Origin of the sequence: Proteus hauseri ATCC 700826 (assembly GCF_001654965.1) — a bacterium.
Lineage (GTDB): Bacteria > Pseudomonadota > Gammaproteobacteria > Enterobacterales > Enterobacteriaceae > Proteus > Proteus hauseri.
The window spans coordinates 164503-188643 of sequence record NZ_LXEV01000011.1; the positions used below are offsets into that span (position 1 = coordinate 164503).

The 24141-nt window shown below is 35.7% G+C and carries 20 protein-coding genes, 1 tRNA gene and 2 pseudogenes; 13 read left to right on the forward strand and 10 right to left on the reverse strand.

Going from position 1 to position 24141, the window contains the following annotated elements:
* Positions 1-121 precede the first annotated feature (121 nt).
* A complete protein-coding gene (gene pepA, locus M997_RS03265) occupies positions 122-1630 on the reverse strand; it encodes a leucyl aminopeptidase (RefSeq protein WP_064718671.1) in 1509 nt (502 codons plus the stop codon).
* Between the two features lie 286 nt (positions 1631-1916).
* On the opposite strand from pepA, the gene lptF reads away from it, so the two are divergent.
* Together lptF and lptG are read left to right on the forward strand one after the other, a co-directional pair.
* A complete protein-coding gene (lptF, locus tag M997_RS03270) occupies positions 1917-3014 on the forward strand; it encodes an LPS export ABC transporter permease LptF (RefSeq protein ID WP_064718672.1) in 1098 nt (365 codons plus the stop codon).
* On the forward strand, positions 3014-4093 hold the full coding sequence (gene lptG, locus M997_RS03275; protein ID WP_064718673.1) for an LPS export ABC transporter permease LptG: 1080 nt from the start codon (positions 3014-3016) through the stop codon (positions 4091-4093). Before lptF ends, lptG begins: the two co-directional genes overlap by 1 nt.
* A gap of 88 nt (positions 4094-4181) precedes the next feature.
* Here the strand turns inward: lptG and ampH are convergent, their stop codons facing one another.
* On the reverse strand, positions 4182-5408 hold the full coding sequence (gene ampH / locus M997_RS03280) for a D-alanyl-D-alanine-carboxypeptidase/endopeptidase AmpH (protein ID WP_064718674.1): 1227 nt from the start codon (positions 5406-5408) through the stop codon (positions 4182-4184).
* Positions 5409-6733: 1325 nt separating this feature from the next.
* Here ampH and M997_RS03285 point away from each other — a divergent pair.
* The 11 genes and pseudogenes from M997_RS03285 to M997_RS03330 all read left to right on the forward strand — a co-directional run bounded on the left by M997_RS03285 (position 6734) and on the right by M997_RS03330 (position 16091).
* Positions 6734-6818 (forward strand) — tRNA-Leu (locus tag M997_RS03285).
* Positions 6819-6998: 180 nt separating this feature from the next.
* Positions 6999-7130 (forward strand): annotated as a pseudogene (locus tag M997_RS17675) (Arm DNA-binding domain-containing protein); the annotation flags it as partial.
* Positions 7118-7470, forward strand: a pseudogene (locus M997_RS17680) (transposase domain-containing protein); the annotation flags it as partial. The pseudogenes M997_RS17675 and M997_RS17680, both read left to right, overlap by 13 nt.
* A gap of 858 nt (positions 7471-8328) precedes the next feature.
* Positions 8329-8598 carry a helix-turn-helix domain-containing protein gene (locus tag M997_RS03295; RefSeq protein ID WP_064718675.1) on the forward strand — a complete coding sequence of 90 codons (270 nt, stop codon included), beginning with the start codon at positions 8329-8331 and terminating at the stop codon, positions 8596-8598.
* A 256-nt stretch (positions 8599-8854) separates the two neighbouring features.
* Positions 8855-9418 (forward strand): fimbrial protein, encoded by a 564-nt coding sequence (locus tag M997_RS03300; protein WP_064718676.1) that lies wholly within the window; start codon positions 8855-8857, stop codon positions 9416-9418.
* A gap of 53 nt (positions 9419-9471) precedes the next feature.
* Positions 9472-10185 carry a fimbrial biogenesis chaperone gene (locus M997_RS03305; protein ID WP_064718677.1) on the forward strand — a complete coding sequence of 238 codons (714 nt, stop codon included), beginning with the start codon at positions 9472-9474 and terminating at the stop codon, positions 10183-10185.
* Positions 10169-10750 (forward strand): fimbrial protein, encoded by a 582-nt coding sequence (locus tag M997_RS03310; RefSeq protein ID WP_064718678.1) that lies wholly within the window; start codon positions 10169-10171, stop codon positions 10748-10750. The genes M997_RS03305 and M997_RS03310 overlap by 17 nt, the downstream gene beginning before the upstream one ends.
* A gap of 6 nt (positions 10751-10756) precedes the next feature.
* Positions 10757-11476 carry a fimbrial biogenesis chaperone gene (locus M997_RS03315; RefSeq protein ID WP_064718679.1) on the forward strand — a complete coding sequence of 240 codons (720 nt, stop codon included), beginning with the start codon at positions 10757-10759 and terminating at the stop codon, positions 11474-11476.
* A 58-nt stretch (positions 11477-11534) separates the two neighbouring features.
* Complete coding sequence (locus M997_RS03320) at positions 11535-14075, forward strand: fimbria/pilus outer membrane usher protein (RefSeq protein ID WP_239994697.1); 2541 nt, start codon at positions 11535-11537, stop codon at positions 14073-14075.
* Between the two features lie 18 nt (positions 14076-14093).
* Positions 14094-14879, forward strand: coding sequence for a fimbrial biogenesis chaperone (locus M997_RS03325; protein ID WP_064718681.1), 786 nt, complete (start codon positions 14094-14096; stop codon positions 14877-14879).
* Between the two features lie 24 nt (positions 14880-14903).
* Positions 14904-16091, forward strand: coding sequence for a hypothetical protein (locus M997_RS03330; RefSeq protein WP_064718682.1), 1188 nt, complete (start codon positions 14904-14906; stop codon positions 16089-16091).
* Positions 16092-17090: 999 nt separating this feature from the next.
* Here M997_RS03330 and M997_RS03340 read toward each other — a convergent pair.
* The 8 genes from M997_RS03340 to M997_RS03375 all read right to left on the reverse strand — a co-directional run bounded on the left by M997_RS03340 (position 17091) and on the right by M997_RS03375 (position 23993).
* The gene (locus M997_RS03340) at positions 17091-18050 is read right to left on the reverse strand and encodes a fimbrial protein (RefSeq protein ID WP_064718684.1); all 960 of its coding nucleotides are present in this window, start codon (positions 18048-18050) and stop codon (positions 17091-17093) included.
* Positions 18051-18146: 96 nt separating this feature from the next.
* Complete coding sequence (locus M997_RS03345) at positions 18147-18581, reverse strand: fimbrial protein (protein WP_064718685.1); 435 nt, start codon at positions 18579-18581, stop codon at positions 18147-18149.
* A gap of 12 nt (positions 18582-18593) precedes the next feature.
* Entirely contained in the window at positions 18594-19118 is a 525-nt protein-coding gene (locus M997_RS03350) for a fimbrial protein (protein ID WP_064718686.1), read from the reverse strand.
* Positions 19119-19132: 14 nt separating this feature from the next.
* Positions 19133-21670 carry a fimbria/pilus outer membrane usher protein gene (locus tag M997_RS03355; protein ID WP_064718687.1) on the reverse strand — a complete coding sequence of 846 codons (2538 nt, stop codon included), beginning with the start codon at positions 21668-21670 and terminating at the stop codon, positions 19133-19135.
* Between the two features lie 30 nt (positions 21671-21700).
* Entirely contained in the window at positions 21701-22399 is a 699-nt protein-coding gene (locus tag M997_RS03360; RefSeq protein WP_064718688.1) for a fimbrial biogenesis chaperone, read from the reverse strand.
* A gap of 20 nt (positions 22400-22419) precedes the next feature.
* Complete coding sequence (locus M997_RS03365; protein ID WP_064718689.1) at positions 22420-22953, reverse strand: fimbrial protein; 534 nt, start codon at positions 22951-22953, stop codon at positions 22420-22422.
* 17 nt (positions 22954-22970) lie between these two features.
* Positions 22971-23516, reverse strand: coding sequence for a type 1 fimbrial major subunit FimA (gene fimA / locus M997_RS03370; protein WP_064718690.1), 546 nt, complete (start codon positions 23514-23516; stop codon positions 22971-22973).
* A 201-nt stretch (positions 23517-23717) separates the two neighbouring features.
* A complete protein-coding gene (locus M997_RS03375; protein WP_064718691.1) occupies positions 23718-23993 on the reverse strand; it encodes a helix-turn-helix domain-containing protein in 276 nt (91 codons plus the stop codon).
* Positions 23994-24141 lie beyond the last annotated feature (148 nt).

A 24141-nucleotide genomic window follows, 5' to 3' on the forward strand; every position in this document is an offset into this window, starting at 1 on the left:
AAGGGTATTGCGCTGCAATACCCTTCTTTGAGTCTGCTCTATTAACCGTAATAATTAACTAGCTATTAAGTACGTCGCTAGCAAATTAGGATAATACCTTTACCCTAATAATTATGCGGTATTAATCGTCGCTATTCAAACCCGCGCGATTAAGTAAGAACTGAGACAGTAAAGAAACAGGACGACCTGTTGCGCCTTTCGCTTTACCTGAACGCCATGCAGTACCTGCGATATCTAAGTGTGCCCAGTTGTATTTGGTTGCAAAACGCGCCAAGAAACAGCCCGCGGTAATAGCACCACCTAAACGGCCACCTGTATTGGCTAAATCAGCAAAATTAGATTCGATTTGCTCGTAGAACTCATCGCCTAATGGTAAACGCCATGCACGATCACCTGCTTGTTCTGATGCATTCATTAATTCATGAGCTAATGGATTATGGTTTGACATTAATCCACTGTAATGATGCCCAAGAGCGACCATACATGCACCCGTTAGTGTTGCGATATCGATAACTAATTCAGGCTCGAAACGTTCTACATAAGTTAATGTATCACATAATACTAAACGGCCTTCCGCATCAGTATTAAGTACTTCAACCGTTTGGCCTGACATCGTAGTGAGAATATCACCTGGACGATACGCTTTGCCACCTGGCATGTTTTCGCAGCCAGCAAGTACACCAATGACGTTGATAGGTAATTGTAATTCAGCAACGACGCGCATCACACCATAAACAGTTGCGGCACCACACATGTCATATTTCATCTCATCCATGCCATCAGCAGGTTTGATTGAAATACCACCAGAGTCAAAGGTGAGTCCTTTACCCACTAATACGATAGGGCGTACTTGCGGATCTTTACTGCCTTTGTATTCGATAATCGACATTAAAGATTCATTTTGCGAGCCTTGGCCTACTGCCAAATAAGCATTCATACTCAGCTCTTTCATTTGCTCTTCGCCGATAACACGCGTTGCAACATTAGGTGCTGTATCTGCTAATTGACGCGCTTGAGAGGCTAAATAAGCGGCATTACAGATATTTGGTGGCATGTTCGCTAAATCTTTACAGGCTTTAATTCCTGATGCGATAGCTAAACCGTGAGCGATAGCTCGTTCACCACTTGGTAACTCACGACGAGTTGGCACATTAAAGACCATTTTACGCAATGGACGGCGTAATTCAGTTTTATTACTTTTCAGTTGATCAAAAGTATAGAGGCAATCTTTTGCAGTCTCGACAGCTTGACGAACTTTCCAGTAATTATTACGGCCTTTAACATGTAACTCAGTCAGAAAGCAGACTGCTTCCATTGAGCCCGTCTCATTGAGCGTATTAATTGTTTTCTGAATGATTTGTTTATACTGACGTTCATCCAGCTCACGCTCTTTACCACAACCAATGAGTAACACGCGCTCAGAGAGAACATTTGGTACATGGTGAAGCAGCAATGACTGGCCGACTTTACCTTCCAGTTCACCTCGGCGTAATAAGGCGCTGATGTAACCATCGCTGATTTTATCTAGTTGCTCCGCTATCGGAGATAAACGACGAGGCTCAAACACCCCCACGATAATACAAGCGCTGCGTTGTTTCTCTGGGCTGCCGCTTTTTACATTAAACTCCATGCGTTCTCCTGAATATTAAAGACAAAGACGGAAAGTATCGTTTAGAATAACGATCCGCATTAATCTACCCCATAGAAAGTTTACTTTTTATGTTAAGCTAAATGCATTAATTGAACACAACTAATTTAGCTAACTTATAAGCTTGTTCTTATTGGGAACCTGTTTATAGCATGTTTTGATATCATTTGGGCTGCAAGAATGTCTAACTGAGATGCGCAAATGATAGATAGACAACGAAGTTAGCGATTTTCCTGCAAAAAGACAAGTTTTCACAGGCATAACTAGCGTGATTATAATTCGATATTTAGCTCGGGAAACCCTTAAAAGTCAGATAGCCATCTTATTTATTTTGATGCTTATCTTTTTTAGCCAGAAATTGGTTGAAATTTTAGGGGCAGCAGTAGAAGGGAATATCCCTACTAATCTTGTTATTTCTCTGCTGTGGCTGGGAATACCAGAGATGGCACAGCTTATTCTTCCACTAAGCCTTTTTCTTGGGCTCTTGATGACTTACAGCAAACTTTATGTTGAAAGTGAGATAACCGTCATGAATGCGTGTGGAATAGGTAAGAAAGCCTTAGTGCAAGCTGCACTTCTGCTGTCATTACTGACAACCGCATTAGCCGCAGGGAATGTTATTTGGCTTATTCCTTGGTCATCAGTGCACCAAGAGACAGTACTTGAAGATGCTAAAGCAAATCCAAGTTTAGCAGCATTGATGGAAGGGCAATTTAAAATGTCCAGCGACCGCAATATGGTGCTTTATCTTGGTAGTGTAAAAGGAAATCAGTTCCAAGATGTTTTCCTTGCACAAGTACGACCAACACAAGATCAGCGTCCTTCTGTGGTTGTTGCCGATAAGGGCTATACCAAAGAATTACCAAATGGTAATCAGGTTGTGGTCTTGAGTGAAGGGACTCGCTACGAAGGTACTGCGGTGTTGCGTGATTTCCGTATTACTGATTTTACCGACTACCAAGCTGTCATTGGGCACCATGAGTCAACCATCAACAGTAATCGTGTTGAACAAAAAACCATGTCAGAGTTATGGCACTCGACAGAAGCAGAATCTATTGCTGAATTCCATTGGCGATTAACGCTGATTTTCTCTGTAGTCATAATGGCGGTAATGGTCGTACCTTTAAGTGAGGTAAATCCTCGTCAAGGTCGAGTATTAAGTATGTTGCCAGCAATGTTGCTCTATTTGGTCTTTTTCTTATTACAAAGCTCTCTACGCTCTAGTGGAGAAAAAGGGAAAGTAGATCCTTTAATTGCAATGTGGGCGGTAAATGGCGCCTATCTAGCATTGGCTATCTTGTTTAATATTTGGGATACCTTGCCAATGCGTAAATTACGCTCTCGCTTTAAGAAAGGAGTTGCCTGATGTTTGGTGTATTAGATAGATATATCGGGCGTACTATATTGCAGTCTATTTTGATGACGCTTTTCTTACTGGTATCACTCTCTGGCATTATTAAGTTTGTCGATCAGCTGCGTAAAGTAGGGCAAGGTGATTTCACCACATTAGATGCTGGTATTTATGCCATTTTAAATATCCTAAAAGATGTGCAAATTTTCTTCCCTATGGCGGCATTACTTGGTGCATTGTTGGGGCTAGGTGCATTAGCCACGCGTAGTGAGTTGGTGGTAATGCAAGCTTCTGGTTTTACCCGTTTGCAAATTGCGGGCTCAGTGATGAAAACAGCAATACCGCTGGTGTTACTCACAGTCTTGATTGGTGAATGGGGCGCACCACAAGGCGAGCAATACGCTCGTAACTATCGTGCAGAGAAAATCATGGGTAACTCTTTGGTTTCAACTAATCGCGGTATGTGGGCAAAAGACGGTAATCAGTTTATTTATATCAACCGTATTAAAAGTCAAAATGAGATGCAAGGTGTATCACTATATGACTTTAATGAGGATAGAAAACTGGTATCAGTTCGATACGCTTCTAGTGCGACGTACAATAGCGAGAAGAAAACTTGGGTATTAAAACAAGTTGAAGAATCGAATTTAAGTAATGAGCAACAAATCACGGGCAAAAAACAGGTTTCAGTCGAGTGGAATACACGTTTAACGCCTGAAAAACTGAGTGTCGTGGCATTAGATCCTGATGCTTTATCCATTAGTGGTTTATATCAGTACGTTAAATATTTAAAACAGAGTGGGCAAGAGTCTGGTAATTATGAGCTGAACTTTTGGAAAAAAATCTTTGCTCCTGTTTCTGTTGCGGTAATGATGCTGATGGCATTGTCATTTATTTTTGGGCCATTACGTACAGTACCCATGGGATTAAGAGTAGTAACAGGTATCGCTTTTGGTTTCTTGTTCTATATTGTGAATGAAGTTTCGGGTCGATTAAGTTTGGTATATGGCATTCCGCCAGTCATTGCTGCTTTAGTCCCAGGAATATTATTTCTTACTCTTAGCCTTTGGTTATTAATGAGACGTAATCGTTAAAAGATAGAGCATAATTAAAAGTAAAAGCACCTTTGATTAAAAATCGAAGGTGCTTTTTTATTGGTTATTTTATGGATGTTTTATCGTGTTATTGATAAAAATCTTTTGCTAAAGCACGCACAAGGGCATTGGTACCTTGTGTGACTTCGCTGAATTTAGTGCCATTAGGTTTACGTGTTATCACCACAAACACTCCAATATTAAGTTCTGGAATGGTGGCCATATAAGTGTTAAATCCACCACCACCACCGGTTTTTTGATAAATAGCCGGAATACCATTTGCCGGAGCCATATAAACCCAACCTAAGCCAACGCCATCAGCACGCCCGGCAACATCCATACCTTCTATTGACGAGAGTTGATTACGAGGAAAATAGATAGATTGCTCTTTACTCGCTGTTGCTTTTCTCATGGCGTTATGTGAGGTTAAAAAACCTTGCATCCAGCGTTGCATATCGGCTGGTGTTGAGTAAACCCCACCACTACCTGCTGCCGCTAAAGTATCTGAGCATGGACTTGGACGATAACCTACTAATAAACGCTGACACTGCGCGGGTGTTGGCGTCAGAGTGGTATCTCTCATACCCGCAGGTTTAGCGACATATTGTTGCAGTAATTGAGGATAGCTTTTGCCAGATGCTTTAATTAGCGCATCAGCAAGAAGATCATAAGCTAAATTAGAATAAGCGGCGCTATTTCCAGCAGGCGAAGTTAATGTCGCTTTCTTCAACCAATTCCAACGATCACCATGTGTCGGCCAAATAAAAACAGGTCTTCCCCATTTTCCGCCGGGCTGCTCGCGAGGAAAGCCACTAGTGTGGCTCGCTAAATGATAAAGACGAATAGGCGACTGTGCACTAACTAATGGGATATCAACACCGTAATAATTATATTTTTGCAAAGGATCTGTCACTAACAGTTTGCCTTCATCTTGCAGTTTGAGCATGATTTCGCTCGTCATTAATTTAGTAATAGAGGCAATACGGATAAGTGAATTCATTGTTGGAGCATTACGGCTTTCAGGTGTTGTGGTACCAAATGCACGATTCATAGATTGATCATTATTGATCATCACAATGACCATACCTTGCGGATTACTTTTTTGATAAATCTGTGATGCATATTTATCAAATAGAGCGCTGGCATTTCGGGCATTTGGTGTTAACGTTGTTGGCCACTGCGTTAGCTCAGGTACATTCTGGCTAAATGTTGAAGAAGGCAATGATGCTGGTGGTATTGATGATCGCTGGCTACAAGCATTTAGCGTTAACATGGCAAGAGGGAGCAATAGATAATTCAGAACATGTTTTTTCATTTTTACGATCAACAAAAGTAAGTGAGTAGAAAGAGTATGAGCAACATAAATCCATTTATGTTCTGGTTTGTGCTGTTTTCGTCGTGCTACTTCTTGTTTTTATTTATCATTTTTAGTACAGCGCCTAATATAATACCAACAAACATACCTGTTATAATCCAGCCAACTATGCCCATAACCCACCCCGTTCTATCAGATTTAAACTAAATTTTGATTATATTATCAGAAATAAGAATGTCTATCAGTGCAAGTGTGAGTTAACAAAAATATGAAGGTAAATGTGTCAAATTGTCATAACTCAAAAATGTTTACGGTGGGTATCACAAAAAGACAATAAATATTCTTTTTTGTGTTTTTACCATCGAAAAAAGAAATTAGTATTACAGCTAAGTTACAATCTAGCCTTAAGTTCTGCTATTTCAATCTAAATATTAGCTTTTCTTTATTATTCAGTTAGCATATGTTTATCAAGAAAATGTTAATTAATAGAGTTATCATTCAATATGGTTAACAATATTGGTTCTTTATTTTAAATATTATCTTTTTATGATGTAATCTTTGGTGTTATATAAAGATAATATAATGGTGTGTCATATTTTGTAATAATTTATCCATTGTGAGATTCACAAATTAAACTTATTATAGCTTCATCGAGTTAAGAGCCAGTAAATTGTTTTAAATAGAGCAAAGATAACACAGTAAATAATAGAGATTTAATAAAGTAAATTATAAATAAGAATAAATTTTTAGTTTTACATTATTATATATTAAATGAGATATTTCTTTAAATATATTACAAAGTACCTAGAATTAAAATGAAGCTCTTTGTTTTAATAAAAAATATTTTTTATTAAAAATAAAATATCTATTTGTAATAGAGTTATCTCTTATATAAAAAATAACTACCATCTTCCTCACACCAGGGAAGAAAGGGCAGTGACGCTAAAATAATAATTTATAGTCATTAAAACAAAACTAAGCCCTCAATTAGAAGTACTGTTGGATCAAAACACTAACCCAAGTTTTGATCCTTTTTTTGCTTTTCGATATATAAAATAATTTATATCGAGATATCGAAATAAATTAACCAATATAAATATATTGATAATTTAATCATAATATTTATCTAAGATTAAGGATTAAGGATTAAGGATTAAGGATTAAGGATAGCTAATAATTGATTGGATAGTAAAAATAGCAGATTTTATATACACCAAAAGTCAGAAGTGCACTTTTTTTCGCCAATCAGCCTGAAAATCAACAATAATTGTTGCGGGGCTATTTAACGCAAGTATAATGGGCGGGTTTTCCAGATACACTTCAGTGCCGGAGTGGCGAAATTGGTAGACGCAGTTGATTCAAAATCAACCGCCTTCGGGTGTGCCGGTTCGAGTCCGGCCTTCGGCACCAAAATCAGACGCCTAAGAGCGTCTTTTTTTATGTCCAAAATCTGCGTTTTATAAGGCTTTTCGCCACTTTTTAATCTTCCCAAGTATATTAAGATCAACCCACATCAAGTACCTACTGTTGGTATAAGTGTTGGCATCTTTTGATTCGATAATAGTTTGTATCAATAGAAGTAGATAAATAATTGCTTTTACAGATGCTCAAGTCAGGGCTGCCAAACCTTTGGATAAATCGTATAAACTAACAGACGGTGATGGTATGCACTTGATGATACATACCAACGGCTCAAAATATTGGCGTTTGCAGTATCGTTTTCTCTGGACAATAAACTGACCATCAAAGCGCTAGATATGGAGTGGGCAACTCGAGGTAATTCCATAGCGATCAGGTTAGTCACTATACAAGTAAGCAGTTCTGGTAGTTACTGTGGAGATACCGGATCAGACAAAATTATGAGTAGGCGCGGAAACGGCTGGGATAATAGCTTAATGGAGTGCTTCTTTATGAGCCTGAAGAACGAGCGGGTACCAGTGGCTGGCTACATAAGTTTAGTGATGATGCTCATGTAATAACGGGTCATATCGTTGGGTATTGCAGCATACACAGACCGCACGAATATAACCGAGGGTTATCACCCAACAAATTTGAAAAGTGATACTGGAAAAACGCTAACACCGTGGTTAGTTTTAGTTGATCACTACAAAGCAAGATCACCGATAAAAATGAGCTGCATGGTTTAATTATTATTTAGGAAACACTAAAGTAAATAGGATCGGCATACTCTCTTTTGAGTGAATTTGGATGGCACAAGCTAGTTCTGTAACAAGTCAATATAAACACAGGTTATTTATGTATCCACAAGTTATTTTTAGATAAAATTATTAATAATACAGGATCTTTTTATTTTAATAATAACTAGTCTTAAATTGGCTTATTTTTCGATAAAAATAAGTATCCATTTTCATAGGAAGTCTCGGGGATTGAACTTGATGTATAAGACGCTAAAAAGGGCGCTAATTTAAATAATAACTCCGCGAAATTTTATTTGCGCTCTTAGAAATTGATTAAAGAAAATTTATTTTTATTCGCATTATTTATTTATTCAAACCTAGTCTAACCATTTTTTAAATTAGGTTATTACGCATTTAATCATTATTCGATTACTTAATATTTATCTTCATCATATAAATTGAAAATATCCTCTAAACCTTTTTTAATGTTATCTGTTCATGTTATTAGTGATCTTATCATTAATGTATTGATAATAAAGCAAAATATAAAAAAACAAATAGAAAATAACGATCAATAATAAGTTATTTAATAGGTTTTTCCTATCAAATTGCTATTTATTGATCGGTAGTAACGTGTTTACACGGCTTATTAATAATATTAAATTTAACTCAATAAATTATTAAATAATAAAAAATAAAGAAAGTAATAAAGAGAGTTAAATAATAATAAAGGAATCTTATTTCGACTAATTAAATTCGATGAGTATGGTGAGATAATCATAATGAATCAAAAAAAACAATTTTATAACATGAGAGGAAATAATGATTTATTATTGCGGAAAAATATTGGTATTTATATTAAAAATGCACGTAAAAATAAATCCTTATCGGGTAAGCAGTTGGGTAAATTATTAAATCTGAGCCAGCAGCAGATATCACGATATGAAAATGCCGTGACCAGCATTAATATCGAAACCTTAAATGTCATTTTAATTATCTTAGAGAAAGATTGGTTTGATTTTCTTGATTATATTATGAAAAAGGAAATATAAATAGAAAAGTGCACCCTCTCTTTGCATATATTTTTTACTTTTTATTTTTATTACAGGTTCTTCATTATTTATCTTTTTTAGTGGGGTGGTTGACCACGGACTTAGGCTGTCTTTTAAAAAGGTTTGAACATCATTTTAAAAAAAGAGTCAATGATAGGCTGATTCTTTTTTTTAAAAAAAGGGGTTATATCGAGAGACATTGTTTTCTGAATATAACCGAATAAGTGTCATTTTAATTTTTCAAAGGTATTTAATTATGCGTACTAAATTAATCGCGCTGTCAGTCCCTTTCTTATTAATGGGGATCGGCTCAGCACAAGCGGCTAACCAAACTAACATTGAGTTTTTAGGTAATATCCAAGCGGTGAGCTGCGACGTCAATGTTAATGGTCAAAACCAAGTGACTTTAGGGAGTGTGCGTACTTCTGACTTCACTACCGCCTCTACCCCTGTTGCAGAGGGTCAAACTGAATTTCAATTAACATTAAGTGGCTGTGATGCACTAAAAACTGCGGGTAAAGCACTGGTTGAAATTAACGGTGATACCGTACCAGGAAGCACTAACATTTTCTTACAAAAAAGTAAAAACCCAACCAGTAATGCAGGTGTCATGATTTTAGATGATAAAAAACAACCAATTGAAAATGGTAAATCTGTTCAAATGGCTGAAATCTCCGCACCTGCGGAAGGTGATGATTACACCTCACTGGACAATGTGTCTTTAAAATTAACCGCTGCTTATGGTTCAACTGCCACCGATACGGCTGTGACTACTGGGACATTTAAAGCACCTGTTTTATTCTCATTTGTTTATGAATAAATAGAAATGAGGGAGGGAATACCTCCCTTTTTATTATATCAGGGGGATACGTTGTGAAATCGATTTTGACATTATGTTTTACCGCTATGGTGGCATTATGCCCCGCTTATACTTTCGCTGGGATCTCTTACCAATTAGGGGCACTAAGAGTGGTCTATCATGAAGGGGAAAAAGGGGTCCCTTTAATGCTAATTAATAACACTAAAGAGGAATCGGTTTTAACCCAAACAGTGACATTAAAAACCCCCTCAGGACCAGAAGAAAAAATATTTTATGTTCTACCGTCTATCGTCAAAATTTCACCGCAGTCATCAACGAATGTGAAAATCATACTTAAAGAGGCGACGTCGTTACCTCAAGATCGCGAATCTATTTTTTATATCAACAGTAAAGCGATCCCGTTAATTGATCATAAAGAAGAACAAGAAAAAAATATCTCAGGGGGAATTAATATTGGTATATCGTCGGTGATAAAACTTTTCTATCGCCCCCAAAATTTACCCATGAGTATTGAGACTGCCCAAGAAAATTTACGGTTCGAAGCTTTAGACAATAAATTAAAAATATCCAATGCCTCTCCTTATTACATTACCTTGGTGAATGTTAAAGTGGATGGTCAACAAGTGCCTTTAAAGGGAAAAGGCATGTTGCCGCCTTATGACGCCTTTGAATATACGTTAACCGAGAAAAAGAGCCCATCAATCCCACATCAATTCCAATGGACTTTAATTAATGATTCGGGCGGCATGTATGAATATTCAAAATAAGCCGGTGTTGTGTGGGTTCATTCTTTTTTTACTGACGTTGTTCTCTTCAAGTGTGTTTGCATTATCCCGAGCAACCATTAATTTTGAAGCCAATGTTGTGAAGGTGGCTTGTGAATTATCGGTCTCACAGAGTCAAATTAAGTTTGATCCAGTGATGAATAATGAAATTAAACCGCATACCCTTATTCGCGCTCGTGATTTTATTTTGAATATTTCACGGTGTAATGCCGTGGATGGCCAAGACAGCATTACCCCTAAATTAAAAGTCTCGGGGTTGGGATTTAATACTAGTGATGGAAAATGGTTATTTAAAGCCCAGGACTCTTCCGTCAAAAATATGGGGTTTTTATTGTATCACAGTGATACTCAGCCGAGTTATTCGGATATCTCACTTAAAAATAATGACATTATTGATTATCACCAAACCTATAAAGTCTCAACACTCAATTTGGATACCAAATTTTATGCCATGATGGCCTGCGGTGATAGCGAAACCTGTGATAAAGCGAAAGTCGAGACCGGCATTATTAAAGCAATTGTGAGTTTTGACCTTCTTTATGATTAATTAAAAATGATGAAATCAATATATTTATTTTTGTGTATTTTATTTCTTATTTCTTTTCATTCTTTATCCCTTGCTGATGACGGCATTGTATTAGGCACGACACGTGTCATTTTAGATAAAGACAGTAAAACGATTCAAATTATTAATAATGGAAACACTAGCTATTTAATTAAATCAGATTTACTTGAGTCGCCCGATAATAACAAAAAAAATAATACGGTCATGATCACTCCGCCTTTATTTAAATTGGCCGCCCATGAATCGAGACCCATTAAATTGTATAAAAAAAATAGCCCCGAGGCGTCGGTGGAATCACTCGGGTATTTGGCGGTATTGGCTATTCCCGCCCTCGATAAAGCGTCTGAAGAAAATAAAAATACGGTGGCAGTAGGCTTACGAAATATTATTAAGGTCTTTATTCGCCCAGCGGCATTGTCCGAAAAGAAAAAAGACAATGATTGCTTTATTGAGATAAATCAGGAGAACGAGGCGATTATTTTAAAAAATAATACCCCGTATTTTATTACGTTAGTGACGGTCACACTCAATGATGACAAAAAAAATCTCTTATCTAACACATTAATGCTTTCACCGTTGGCACAAGGGTCTTTTATTTATAATAAAAAGATCCCACCCAATACACAAATTCATTGGCAAACGATTAATGATTATGGCTTTGCTTCAGAGTGGTGTCGTTCAACTATACAACACCCTCGTATTGAATGACTCTCCTCTTGACTAAAATGTATGTAGGTGTTGTGTGAAAAATAAACAAAAACTCAACGTGGTTGATAATAATTGCATTCACTCTTTAAGCCTGTTAACCCTTGCGGTTTTATTCTCGCTCTACTCAACCAAAACATTTGCAGCAGAATATTTTGATCCAGCATTTATTAGTGGGAATGAAGATAGTCAATTAGATCTCTCTTTTTATTCAAAAGACGGGGATATTTCGCCTGGGGATTATTTAGTCTCAGTCAGCGTGAATGAAAAAGTGATGCCAGAGAAAATGGTCAAGTTTGCCTTGAATAAAGAATACAAACTGGTGCCCGTCTTTACGCCCAATCAATTGAAGGCGCTGGGTGTGGATGTGGAGAATGTTCCCGCACTTAAAAACTTACCGAAAGAAGCCCCGATAGAGAATATCATCGCTCTTATTCCTGATTATCGAGCAACGTTTATCACCTCGGATTTAAAATTAAAGCTGAGCTTTCCTCAGTTAATCATGAAAAATAAATCGGAACGTGAAGTTGATCCTACATTATGGGATGAAGGGATCCCGGCGTTACTCTTTAACTATTCGCTGATGGGCACATCCTCCCACACATCTGGGGCGAATATGAAAAACGTCTTAGCTCAAGTGTTTGGAGGTATGAATCTCCAAGCTTGGCGTTTTCGTTTTAACTATTTTGGTAACTATAATAAATACGATGGCCACGGTAATTCTAATACCGGCACCAATAATAATTTTAATAATGTGCGATTATACCGTGATATCAAATCGTTAAAATCGACCTTACAACTCGGTGAAATTATGCCGGTATTGAGTATCTTTGAATCCTTTCCTTTTAAAGGGATTTCACTGTCCTCAAATGAAGAGATGATCCCACAATCTCAACGTGGATTTGCACCTGTCATTACGGGATATGCAAATTCCAATGCCTTAGTGCTCGTGAAGCAAAATGGCAATACAGTCTATCAAACCTATGTTTCACCTGGGCCGTTTAAGATTGACGATTTAAGACAGACTCAGCTTTCAGGGGAATTAGAAGTCTTTATCCAAGAAGCCGACGGTTCTATTCGCAAGCAGATGATTGCCAGCAGCAGTTTACCTATCATGGAACGAGAGGGGGCTTTTAAATATGAAGTCTCCGCGGGGCAATATAATGCGTCAGGCTCAGAGAAATCAAAGTTTGCATTAGGTACATTTAGTTATGGATTGCACAACAATATCACCCTCTACGGAGGCGCAATGGGTGGGAATACCTATATGTCATCCGTTGTCGGAATTGGTACATCGCTAGGTACTTTAGGCGCAATCTCTTTTGATGCAACCACATCACGGGCAAAATTAAATGGGATGGATGATTGGAAAAATGGACAATCCTACCGCGTCCGCTACGCCAAAAATATGTTGTCAACGGGCACAACCTTTGATTTAGCTGCTTATCGTTATTCCACCAAAGATTATTACAGTTTTAATGATGCGAATTTAATTGATGAAAATGGATTATTATCGTGGGGCAGAGCAAAGCGTAAAAATAATTTCCAAGTCAGTATAAGTCAACAATTAGGTCGTTACGGCTCCCTAATTTTATCGGGGAATCGGGAAGACTATTGGAATAGCCATGAAGTCAATAAACGAGTGTCATTATCGTATAACGCCACATTAAAAGGAGTTAGTTATTTTGTTACGTATAATATTGAAAAGCGTAAAGATGAATATAATAATTGGCCAGAAGATAGGCGTTTATCAATAGGGATGCAAGTTCCTTTCAGTATATTTAATCCTTCTACCTTGGCCGAGAAATCCTCGTTATCGTATGCGATTAATACGGGAAACCATGGTAATACTACGCAAAATATAGGGTTAAGAACTTCTCTTTTAGAAGATAGGCTAGGGATCTCCGTTGACCAAGATTACAGCAAAGATAAAAATACCAACAATAATAGCAATTTAAATATTAACTATGTGGGTGAGGTGTCTAACAGTGCGTTAGGCTACAGTTACAGTAATGATTACAATACCTTATCAGGTAGTCTTAATGGTGGGATCATTGCCCATCCTTATGGGGTAACGTTAGCCCGTTATGTGGGAGCATCACCGCTGGCCTTAGTGGAAGCTGAACAAGCTGCGGGCACCAAAGTCAATTCGGGTATTGGGACCATCAATAACAAGGGTTTTGCCTTAGTGCCGATAGGCAATGCTTACAATAAAAACCCCGTTTCTCTGGATATCTATTCTTTACCGAACAACGTGGAAGTCGATAATTCGATTCATCAACTCTATCCCACCAAAGACGCGGTTGTTTACACGAAATTTAATACCAAAGTGGGTTATCAAGTGATTATGACGCTGATGCGCCAGCATAAACCGCTCCCTTTTGGGGCGCTGGTATCGGTTGTAGGGGATGAAACGAATACTTCAGTGGTGGGCGACAATGGAGAGGCTTATCTCGCGGGGCTTGCATCACAAGGGCAGTTAACGGTTCGGTGGGGGAATGATGCCCAGCAGACCTGTCAAGTGAATTACACCTTGCCAATAGAGAGCGCACCACAGGATAAAAATACCCCAGTCATTGAATATACTGCGGATTGCCAATAAACCATATAAGAGGGCGTGATGAGGATGAAAGGGTTGTTACTGGGACTGATGTTCTCGTGCTGTCTGTGCTTACCGGCACAGGCTGAGAAGGTCGATACCAATATTGGACTATCGCTATTATTTACACGGGTAATTTTCCATGAAAGTGATGAGAAAGGGGTTAGTTTACAAGTCAATAATAAAACGGATAACGCCTATTTATTGCAATCAGTGATACACAGCGTGGATCCGAATACGGGATTGGTTATGGAGGCAGAAAGCCTAAGTGAAGACTCAACACTAAGTGACAAAAAACCTTTTATGGTCACCCCTCCTTTATTTCGTTTTGAGCCTAAAAGTGAGATTAAACTACTGATTAGACGGGTACCGAGTGTGTTACTGGATGATAAAAAAGAGTCTGTTTTTTATATTTCATTAAAAGCAATCCCCATCATTCACAGTGAAATGAATCAGAACAATATGTCGATTTCAACGGTAATTAACTTGAAATTATTTTATCGACCGAATGCCTTAGAGAAATGGTTTATCGAAGAAGTACCAGACAGCGAGAAATTAACGTTCAGTATCAAACAGGGTGCAGTGGAGATAATCAATCCTACACCGTATTGGATAACATTCGACCATTTAACAATAGAGGGACTCAATATAGATAAAGAATCGTTAAGAAGGATGCTTCCCCCTTTAGGGACAGTGCGATATGTCTCTCCCGCCTTGTCAAAAAATAAGAGCGAATATTCTATTGAATGGAGCCTATTGGATGAATTAGGTGGCTCAACAAAAATAACACAACAGGTTATTCATTAGGTCTTCACAGTAGGAGAAAATCCGATGTTTTCGTTCTTATCTTTAAACGCAGTCAAAAAAATGCTCGCTTTATTGTTACTGAGCGGGTTGCTTGTGATCGCCTCGATAGTGCAAGCCAACGAGGTGATTATTATTCCAAAAGGAACGGGAATTGTGTGGCAAGGGAAACCTTTTACCAGCAAATTGTTGCAAGAAAAAAATCCGTATTATAACCCTTACTTATTTGGTGGTGGCGCTAGCTACACAGACTTTCTAACAACTACGAGTACATTATACCGCCCAGGTGGAGGATATTATGCAATTTGTAGACCTTATGGCTCAATAACAACACCAGGAGATGTCGTCCATATTCAAGGCTATGATGCCACAGTGGTCACTCCTGGACTTTATTTTGCTGTAGTGGGTAATTTTATGGGAGAGTACAAGGATTACAGAAGTAATAAAATTGTTTCATTTAATGGATCTTTTGGGAACAATAAATTTATTACATCAAATGCGCCTGCAAGTTCACCTAAATTAGAAATCATAAATGATAAAGCAAACTGTGTATCATTAAAGAATAAAACAGAGCTAGTTGCTGGTTATTCGACATATCACGCACAAATGAGTGGATATTGGGTTCTCTTAGCAGATGGGACACAAAAAACAACAACAGCCTCTTTTATATCGTCATTTGTTTTAGGAACCGGCTCATCAAATTCCCCTAGCAGTGATTCATCTATTTTTCCTAGAACAGTCGAGTTTAAAGTATCAACACTTGAATGCAATATTAATACCCCACCTACCATTAACTTTGGTGATGTTATTCACTCTAATGAGGCGGGTAAAGAGTTAGCCAGTAAGATGACCACCATTGAGACCTATTGCTCACAGGGTGATGAGGTTATTGATAGTAATATTAACCTGACCTTTAAGAGCGTATCGGGAAATTACGGGAACGATATGAGTAAATTAAGTTTAAAGGAAGGGGGCGGATATATAACTGGCCAACTTGAAGGAACTCAGCAATCTTTTGATGGCAGCTGTGGTTTAACGGGAAGAGGTATTCCTTTTGATAACGCAACCCACATAAAACTCGGACATATCACTAAAGATCAACCTTCAGCCAGTTTTATTAATCCAGTTCTATGGCGTCTTTGTGCTGGGGGCGATGGTAAGTTGCCTTACGGCAAAGTGACTGCATCGGCAGAAGTGACGGTAACACTTAATTAAGAATGTTAAGAATCAGCGGTAGTATTTTCAACTGAATATTTATATTCTTGATTATTAGTGATTTTTTATAACATACTGATTAATATGCTTATTAATGAATAAAATTGGATTGATTTGATTAATGTTCATCATAGGAGAAGATGGCAATTTCTTTGCAAATCGAAATATTTTTGTTGGTCATATCTTATCAATCCGTGTTGTTCCTGGTAAAAAATGTCGTAGTGTTAGTATTTCTAATCGATTTGAATGGTAGTTCTTCCCAATCATTCTTTTTTATATATGTCATAAATGATTTATCTATTTTGTTACCTTCTTATATCTGAATAAACCCGTGGTTGCGATGGAATAATAGGGCTTGAAAGCTGATTATTATCTGGAATATGATAAGTCGCTTTTATTATCATAACCAGATACTCGAGCCCAGCCTTATCAAGCATTACTGTCGCTTTAGCAACTATATTCTTTAGCAACTGTATGTTTGGCATTATTTATCAACTTCATAAATAAATCCTTAATTTATTTCAACGAAACTACTCTTAATTCGGTTCGTTGATGACGCATAATTATCAATATAAAGAGCTCTAATTTGAACAAACTCATTTGCAGTCATAGTTAAGTTAGATCCTCCACACTGTCATGTAATAGAATCTAATTTAATTAAGGAGTAACTGAAAAATAGGGAAATAGGAAAATTGAGTAATGATAATCTTGATTTAATAAAATTACTTGAATGATTGTTAATTTTATGCCGATATTTTTTAATTTATTATTTCTATATCAAAATGTTAATATATCTTGAAATAAAAAAGAAAAAAGGTGAAAACCTGATCCGATACTCGGCATCAATGAAGTTATTCACCTTTAATAATCATTTTGTAGAAAATATCATTAATAATTTTTAATACTATCATAATGAATAAAATCTGCCTTATTTACATTAGTAAATTAAATGCAGAGATACAAAATAATGTAATCTTTAATTACAATTAAATATCTTAACTAATTATATTCCATCTCAATATTTACAACACTTTGTACATTCCCCGCTTTTATTCTTGATGAAGGAACAGGCGCATAGTCTGTACTAAACAATTTTTTATGTTCGTTAGCATATAATCGATAAGCTTTGGGTATATTAACGCTGAGTGTATCTCCATTCATATCAAATATCTTAAAACCAATTCCTTTTGCTGGATTATTAGTTGATGTATTTTTTAAAATAGATGAATTACTGCTTTCAGCTTGCCCTTTTAATGTAATGTTTACTGTATTATCTAAATTACAATTAATCTCTAAAGGTATCTGTTGTGATGTAGAACCACCACCATTATAAGATTTTAAATTTACGATGGTATTTGTCGCGCTGAAATCACAGGTAGGATTTTGGATCTGAATTTTACTGCCAGTAACAACTCTAATATAAGTTGTAAAATTCTCATCTCTTGTATTTGCTAGATCAAGCCTACCATGTAATCTGAGTTTAAATAGTGTTGTATTTGGTGGAATTTCTGTAACATTACTTTTTAAAAAAATAAGATTATTTCTAGTCTGCTCATTTGCAATAGCACGCATCTTATTATTATTCTGTGGTACTCTATCACCTCTATATTGACCAGGGTCAGGAACTCTATCCACATATTGTGTATTTATATTCTCAATCGTCGGGCTCCAGCTACCACCGAAATTCATGTAATTATTATTAGTTTTATAACCATTAATTTTTTTATGAGAGACAAATCCACATTCAACAGGAAGTAATACTGATAAACCGTTAGTATATGCTTCTTCTGGCGTTATTATTGGTTTTGTAACGAGAGTTATTGGACTGGCTTGATCTCCAGGCACACCTTGTCCTTTAACGACATTAAAATCATCATAACCAGGTCCACAATAGACATCAATAGCATAGCTTGATGATGAAATTAAAAATAGTGAATAACAAAGTAATTTATATTTCATACTGTTTATCTCTTTTTATTTTAATCACTAAAGCCAAGTGTATGTTACGTTTATATTTGCCTGTAGTGTACCTGACTGAGTAATACCTGAAAGTTTTTATGCTCTTGCCGATAAATTAAAAGTTAAAATATCAGAATCATTCACAATATTTTTTTCTATCGTTTCACCGGAGCGAAGTAAATTATTATTGTCTCTATTTTTAACTTGAATACCAACATTAGTTGATGTTCCTTTATTAATAAAATAACCCCCTTGAGCATTAAAATCACCAATAAACACTGCTGAAACTTTATTTGTTACATTAGGGCAATTAGTCATTTTAATATCAAAGTCAACCCAATCTGAATAAGGATTCATTTTGTATGTAAATATGTCACCTAAGTCGACTATTTTATTAGATGGAATAATTTCACACGGCTTTGCTAAAACACTACCATTAATTGTGACTGTTGAAGACTTAATTGTCTTTGCATATGTTAATGAAGGTAGGCTGAATAAACATAGCATACAGATAACAATATATTTAGTCATAAGAACCTTCTTTTATAGGTATTCAAGTACAAAGTTTGAAGTTGCTGTAAATTTACCCATAGTGACAGGTAAGCGAACAGAAACTAATTCCGCATTTAAATTAATAACATTACTTACACTTGGTTGTAGCTTAACAGTAATAGCCCTATTTTTATTTATTGGGATCAGAGTATTATTATTATCTGTGATCATAATAGCGACTCCTGTTGCTGCCGCTGGAGCACTATTTAATTTCAATAGATCACGATTAGAAGGATCTTGCTCTCCATTAAAACTTAAATATGCACCCTGAACCGTTTCTCCACATCGACTCAATATAATATTAAAGCTCTTTTTAGGTCCTCTTCGATTTAAATCTAAAAAGCTTTTATTGGCATTGGATCCTAAATCGACAGTAAAGTTTTGGCTTCCCACGGCAACTTCACAAGAATTAGACCAAACTTGTCCTTTAATAATTATTTCTGTTTTCGCATCAGCAATGATAGGCATAAAAGAGAAAAGTAAAATTATAGGTAAAATATAAAATGGCTTATTCATCATTCACCTTAATATTATTGACATTGAGCAGAGATGTTTACAATAGACTGACTTTTCTCAGCATCTGATAATTCATATGCAAATGAACAAGTCTGTTCTTTTTGATTTCCCCACTTCACATTAATTATTCCTTTGTCACTTAAGCCAGTAATATAAGCTTGTCCAGAATCTCCAACAAAAGATGAAATATTTTTACCTTCTAACGTTGCAATAGCACCAAAAGGTATTGGATTTCCTTTATAACTTATATTAATGAAGGCCTTATATCCCACTTGAGGTTCGAAACTGGCGAGCACAACTGCACCATTATCAGGTACCACATTGACTATCGCATTTTCAATTTCAACATTTTTAGGTAGCTGGGTTATATCTAATTCCACTCTATTAACGCGATAATTAGTAGCATAAGGAATAAGTGCATAACCTTGACTATCGGTTGAGAGACCTCGATGCCCACTTATTGGTGTATCACTGGCGCCAGGCGCTTTAACCAAAATAGCAGTTTGATTTAAAGACTGCCCTAAGGTTATGCCTCCAGAATGGATCAATGCACCACCTGATAAACTATAGTAGAGCTGTGAGCTGTCTTTATTATAAGAATAGCCCGCACTAGAGAGCACTTTAGGTGAATAATAACTTCCTGAAATACTGCTTTGATATAATGTTCTTTCATTTTTATTATACCCTTGAGAGATATTGTAGCTTAAAGCATCATCCTCAAGTAAATTGCCACTTAACGTCATTTGATCATTGAGTGAACCATTTAAATCTGACACAAAGGAATTACTAATATAACTATTTTTATAGATAGCAGTACTATCAGGAGATAAAAATAAACTCATCGGGACTGACATATTGAAGGATAACATTTGATCATTTTTATCACCCCAAACCGTTTTATTATTCGAGTAGTTTGTACTAAAAGAAATGCTGTTATAACTAGTTGAATAACCTAATTGCAATAACGTTTCTTTTTTAGAGGTATTCCAATATGTCTTATTCTCGCCACTTAAATATATCGAACCAACTCCTACCGGTTGCGAAATACTAATACTCGTTTTCCCTTTTACTTTAAAATTTAAGTCATAGTAATAATTATCATCATTGTCATATTTATTCTGACTCATATGTTTGTAGTTAGTATCATTAAAATCATAATAACCACTTGTTGAGTAACGATACCCGGCAAAGTGAATATCTGTATCTGTTTTTTCTAAGTTCTTTTGGTAAGATATTTCAAATTGTTGCCCATCATGAGAGCTATTATCGGCAAGCTTGGCATGAGCTTGTGTGACTGAAATAGAAACCGCCCCTAACGTGCCTAAATTTTTGGCGCTACCTAATGTAAAGCTATTATAATTTTTAGATAACTGAGTACCACTAAAGATAGTTAAATCATTTTTTAATCCATAATAAAACTCACCTAGAATGAATTTATTTTTTTCAACTTCTGCACCCGCATTTCTTACTTCACCAAAATTGATAGAATACTGGAAGCCACCTTCGCGTTGCATATTTGGTAAGGAAGACCATGGGACAACAAATGATTGAGAACTACCATCAGCTTCTTTTATTGTTACGTATAAATCACCACCAGAACCTACGGAATTTAAATCATTAATTTCAAATGGCCCCGCAGGAACGGTTTCTTGATAAATTTCATATCCGCTTTGTTTTATAGATACAACCGCAGTACCTTTAGCAATACCACGTACTACTGGCGCAAAATTACGCAGACTATCGGGCAACATAGATTCTTCAGAAGTGAGCTTAACACCCCTAAAACTGACACCATCATATAAGTTTGATGATGTATAAGTGTCCCCTAGTACTAATCGCGAGCGCCATTGTCCTAAATCGCGAGATAAGGTTGTATTTACATGGTTAAATTCACTTTTAGAATCTTGTTTACTACTATTATAATTCCATGTCGAATAGTCTCTTAGTCGCCATGCACCAATATTTAATCCGGATCTTAAGTTTAAATAATGGCGATTAGAAGAGCTACCCTTGTAATCGTAATTACCACCAGAGTAAGTATAATTAATAATGGCGCTATTAATGCCACTATTCCATTGGCTAGCTGGAATATACCCTCTTGCTTTATTATCTATATATACTTGTGGTATCGATATACCTAGTCGTAGCTTACCAATATCTAAATCGGTTGTTGCATCAGGAAAAATAGCGTCTATAGTCGTGCATGTTTTTATTTCTTCGGGTAGATACTCGGATTTAATTGGCATAATGCCAATTTCATTTTCACTAAAACATGGCTGCATTCTTTTTTTATCAATATTAAACTTAAAATCTAAAGTTAATGTTGATAAAAAATTGTTATTAATATAAACATCTACTTTATAAAAACCATCAGGGATTTCTTGACCTTTCTCAAAATTTGATAGATCAGCAACATTTTCGACATCATCAGACAAAAGCAAAGGGTTAAACCATAGGTCTTGTGCAGATGAACTAAAACTGACAATATAAACAATAAAAGCATAAGTAATATTATACTTAGTACTTTTCTTTAATTTGTGATCTTCTCTCATAATGCATCCAGCCCATCCGTATAGAAATTTTTATATTTTCTTTGTATTCCTTGGAGTCATAGAACCATAATCGTTAATGGTTTCATAACTAACTTCATTAGTTGATTTTAAGCTGAATTTAATAGGGATATTTGCCTGACCTAAAGGCTCTACCATTATATTATTCAGTTCATTATCATTTATTTTTAATTGAACGATGGTCACGAATACAGGTGAGGGGTTTTTTATTGTTAACGAGTTATTAGCAATAGAAAACTCTAATTTATTAGGCGCTTCTTCTAATGCTTTTAACAACCCTTCAGGTCGATAAAACATTTTTATTCTATTTGTAATAGAAAACTGAAGTATTTTTTTATCAGCATCTTTTTTATCAGAAGCCGGTATTGATTTAACATTTACCCAAAATAAAGATTCTCTATCTTTAGGTAATTCCACATTTTTTTTATTAAGAATAAGTAAATTATTTTCTTTTTTTCCTTGCATCATAAAAAGAGGAGGTGTGATAACGAATTGATCACTTCTTTCTCCATCTTTATTTTCTATCCATGATTGAATAAGATAAGCATCCTCATCTAAGCTAGTGCTAACAGGTAATATGACTTGCTCTTTATCTATTGGAAAAACAACCCTTGTTGTGCCTAAAGATACGCCTGCCTGTGTCGATAATGACACACTCATCATTCCTATAATTAGTACTATAGTTTCAATAATTTTATTTTTGAATATCATTTAAGTTTCCAACTTTATTTTTACTGATAGCTGATAAGTAGATCCGCAACAATTTCTGGAGTAAGCTCTCGCTTTTCTTTTTTAAGTAGACGGTATTTTGCAATTAAATAAAATTCAACGGCATCGTCCATTGACTGATAATTAGGATCAAAGTCTGAATTAACAACAAGCAGGTTTTTATTATGATCAAAAAGAACAACACCTGTATGGTGTTTTATATTGCCATCATATTTCACCATTAAGACTTCTTGATTTGTAGAAGACACTTTATTAAATGAGACAATAACGCCATCCGAGATGTATCTTTTACATCCTTTAAGTGTAAATGAATATTTTAATAAATTTATAATGTCTTTTTCTTGCTTTATATTTGAATCAATAATTCGTTCAAGATCTCTCTCTTGATAATCTCCACTAATATCTAATTGGCATGCAGAATTAACAATACTTCCATGAAAGAAAGTAAACCCACTCGTCTTTGCATTTAGATTACCACTTTTAGCATTCCCTAAAAGTGGTAAAGCTAATGCAAATATGAAAATTAAAATTCTCATATCTGCCTTACAATCAATTAATCATATTGAACGTTAAATGTAGCTACGGCATTTGCTTGCCCAGCTTGTACAGTATCACCTGTAGAAATATAACGAGCAGTTAAAGGAATAATATTTCGGCCATTAACTAATGCAGTTTTAGCGCCAAATGTACTACCATCAACTTTTAAGTTAACACCGCTTTGGTCAATAATGTTGATACCAACATTTTTTGCTGAACCATCAGTAGTACCAGAAAGAGCCAAAATATCAGTAGCTGTAGAAGTTTGACCTAAGAATGAAAAAGCTACATTTTTTGCAATAGCAACATCGCAATTATTTAAAGTAATATTAAAATCTTTAGCGTCCGATTTGTCACCTTTAGCTGCGAAGGCTGCCGTTCTTACTTGGCCCATTTCAACAGTTTGGTTCATCGACTCACTATCAACAGAACAACCAGCAGCAACAATCTGGCCAACAAAATGCACTGTACCACCACTTACGGTTACAGTTGCAGCATTAGCATATCCAGCAAACGCCAGGGTTAATACTGCAGCTAGACCAGATACTTTTAATAATTTCATTTTTAACACCTTTTATTAGTTATGAATAAATATAAACATGATTATTTACCAGACAAAAAATATCACTATATATATAAAATCTAATTGATTTTATATATATAGTATTATCAACGTATTCTAAATAATTTTATTAAATAGCGGCCATGCCAAATAAATGGAAAAATAGAATTTTAAAACTTCTTTGATAACTCTTTTTGTTCTTTATATGATTACATCAATGTTATTTATATCAGTATTTTTATAGATGACTTCTCTAATATAATCATCCCATGTCAAACCTAATACAGTTAAGCATTGATTTAACATAGTGATGGACAAAATATTTTTTCCAGTTTCATATCTAGAAACTTGTTGCTGACTAATGAAAAGTAAACTACCAAATAAAACACCGTTCCACCCTTTACTAATACGATGTTTTTTTATAAATGCTCCTGTTTTGATATTTAAGTCAATAACATCATTAGTATTGTTATTCATTTAATTTCTCCTACTTAATGTATTTTGCCAGCAATAAGATATATAATTTTTGCTAATTAATAGATTAAGTATTTCTACTGGAATATATATTTCTATATTTAACTTAAGGAAACTATATACAATTAAAAAATATCTTTAAAGACGATAA

Coding starts and splice junctions, on each gene's coding strand:
- pepA (WP_064718671.1), bottom strand. CDS start 1,630: ATGGAGTTTAATGTAAAAAGCGGCAGCCCAGAGAAACAACGCAGCGCT.
- lptG (WP_064718673.1), top strand. CDS start 3,014: ATGTTTGGTGTATTAGATAGATATATCGGGCGTACTATATTGCAGTCT.
- ampH (WP_064718674.1), bottom strand. CDS start 5,408: ATGAAAAAACATGTTCTGAATTATCTATTGCTCCCTCTTGCCATGTTA.
- M997_RS03295 (WP_064718675.1), top strand. CDS start 8,329: ATGAATCAAAAAAAACAATTTTATAACATGAGAGGAAATAATGATTTA.
- M997_RS03300 (WP_064718676.1), top strand. CDS start 8,855: ATGCGTACTAAATTAATCGCGCTGTCAGTCCCTTTCTTATTAATGGGG.
- M997_RS03310 (WP_064718678.1), top strand. CDS start 10,169: ATGAATATTCAAAATAAGCCGGTGTTGTGTGGGTTCATTCTTTTTTTA.
- M997_RS03315 (WP_064718679.1), top strand. CDS start 10,757: ATGATGAAATCAATATATTTATTTTTGTGTATTTTATTTCTTATTTCT.
- M997_RS03325 (WP_064718681.1), top strand. CDS start 14,094: ATGAGGATGAAAGGGTTGTTACTGGGACTGATGTTCTCGTGCTGTCTG.
- M997_RS03330 (WP_064718682.1), top strand. CDS start 14,904: ATGTTTTCGTTCTTATCTTTAAACGCAGTCAAAAAAATGCTCGCTTTA.
- M997_RS03340 (WP_064718684.1), bottom strand. CDS start 18,050: ATGAAATATAAATTACTTTGTTATTCACTATTTTTAATTTCATCATCA.
- M997_RS03345 (WP_064718685.1), bottom strand. CDS start 18,581: ATGACTAAATATATTGTTATCTGTATGCTATGTTTATTCAGCCTACCT.
- M997_RS03350 (WP_064718686.1), bottom strand. CDS start 19,118: ATGAATAAGCCATTTTATATTTTACCTATAATTTTACTTTTCTCTTTT.
- M997_RS03355 (WP_064718687.1), bottom strand. CDS start 21,670: ATGAGAGAAGATCACAAATTAAAGAAAAGTACTAAGTATAATATTACT.
- M997_RS03360 (WP_064718688.1), bottom strand. CDS start 22,399: ATGATATTCAAAAATAAAATTATTGAAACTATAGTACTAATTATAGGA.
- M997_RS03365 (WP_064718689.1), bottom strand. CDS start 22,953: ATGAGAATTTTAATTTTCATATTTGCATTAGCTTTACCACTTTTAGGG.
- fimA (WP_064718690.1), bottom strand. CDS start 23,516: ATGAAATTATTAAAAGTATCTGGTCTAGCTGCAGTATTAACCCTGGCG.
- M997_RS03375 (WP_064718691.1), bottom strand. CDS start 23,993: ATGAATAACAATACTAATGATGTTATTGACTTAAATATCAAAACAGGA.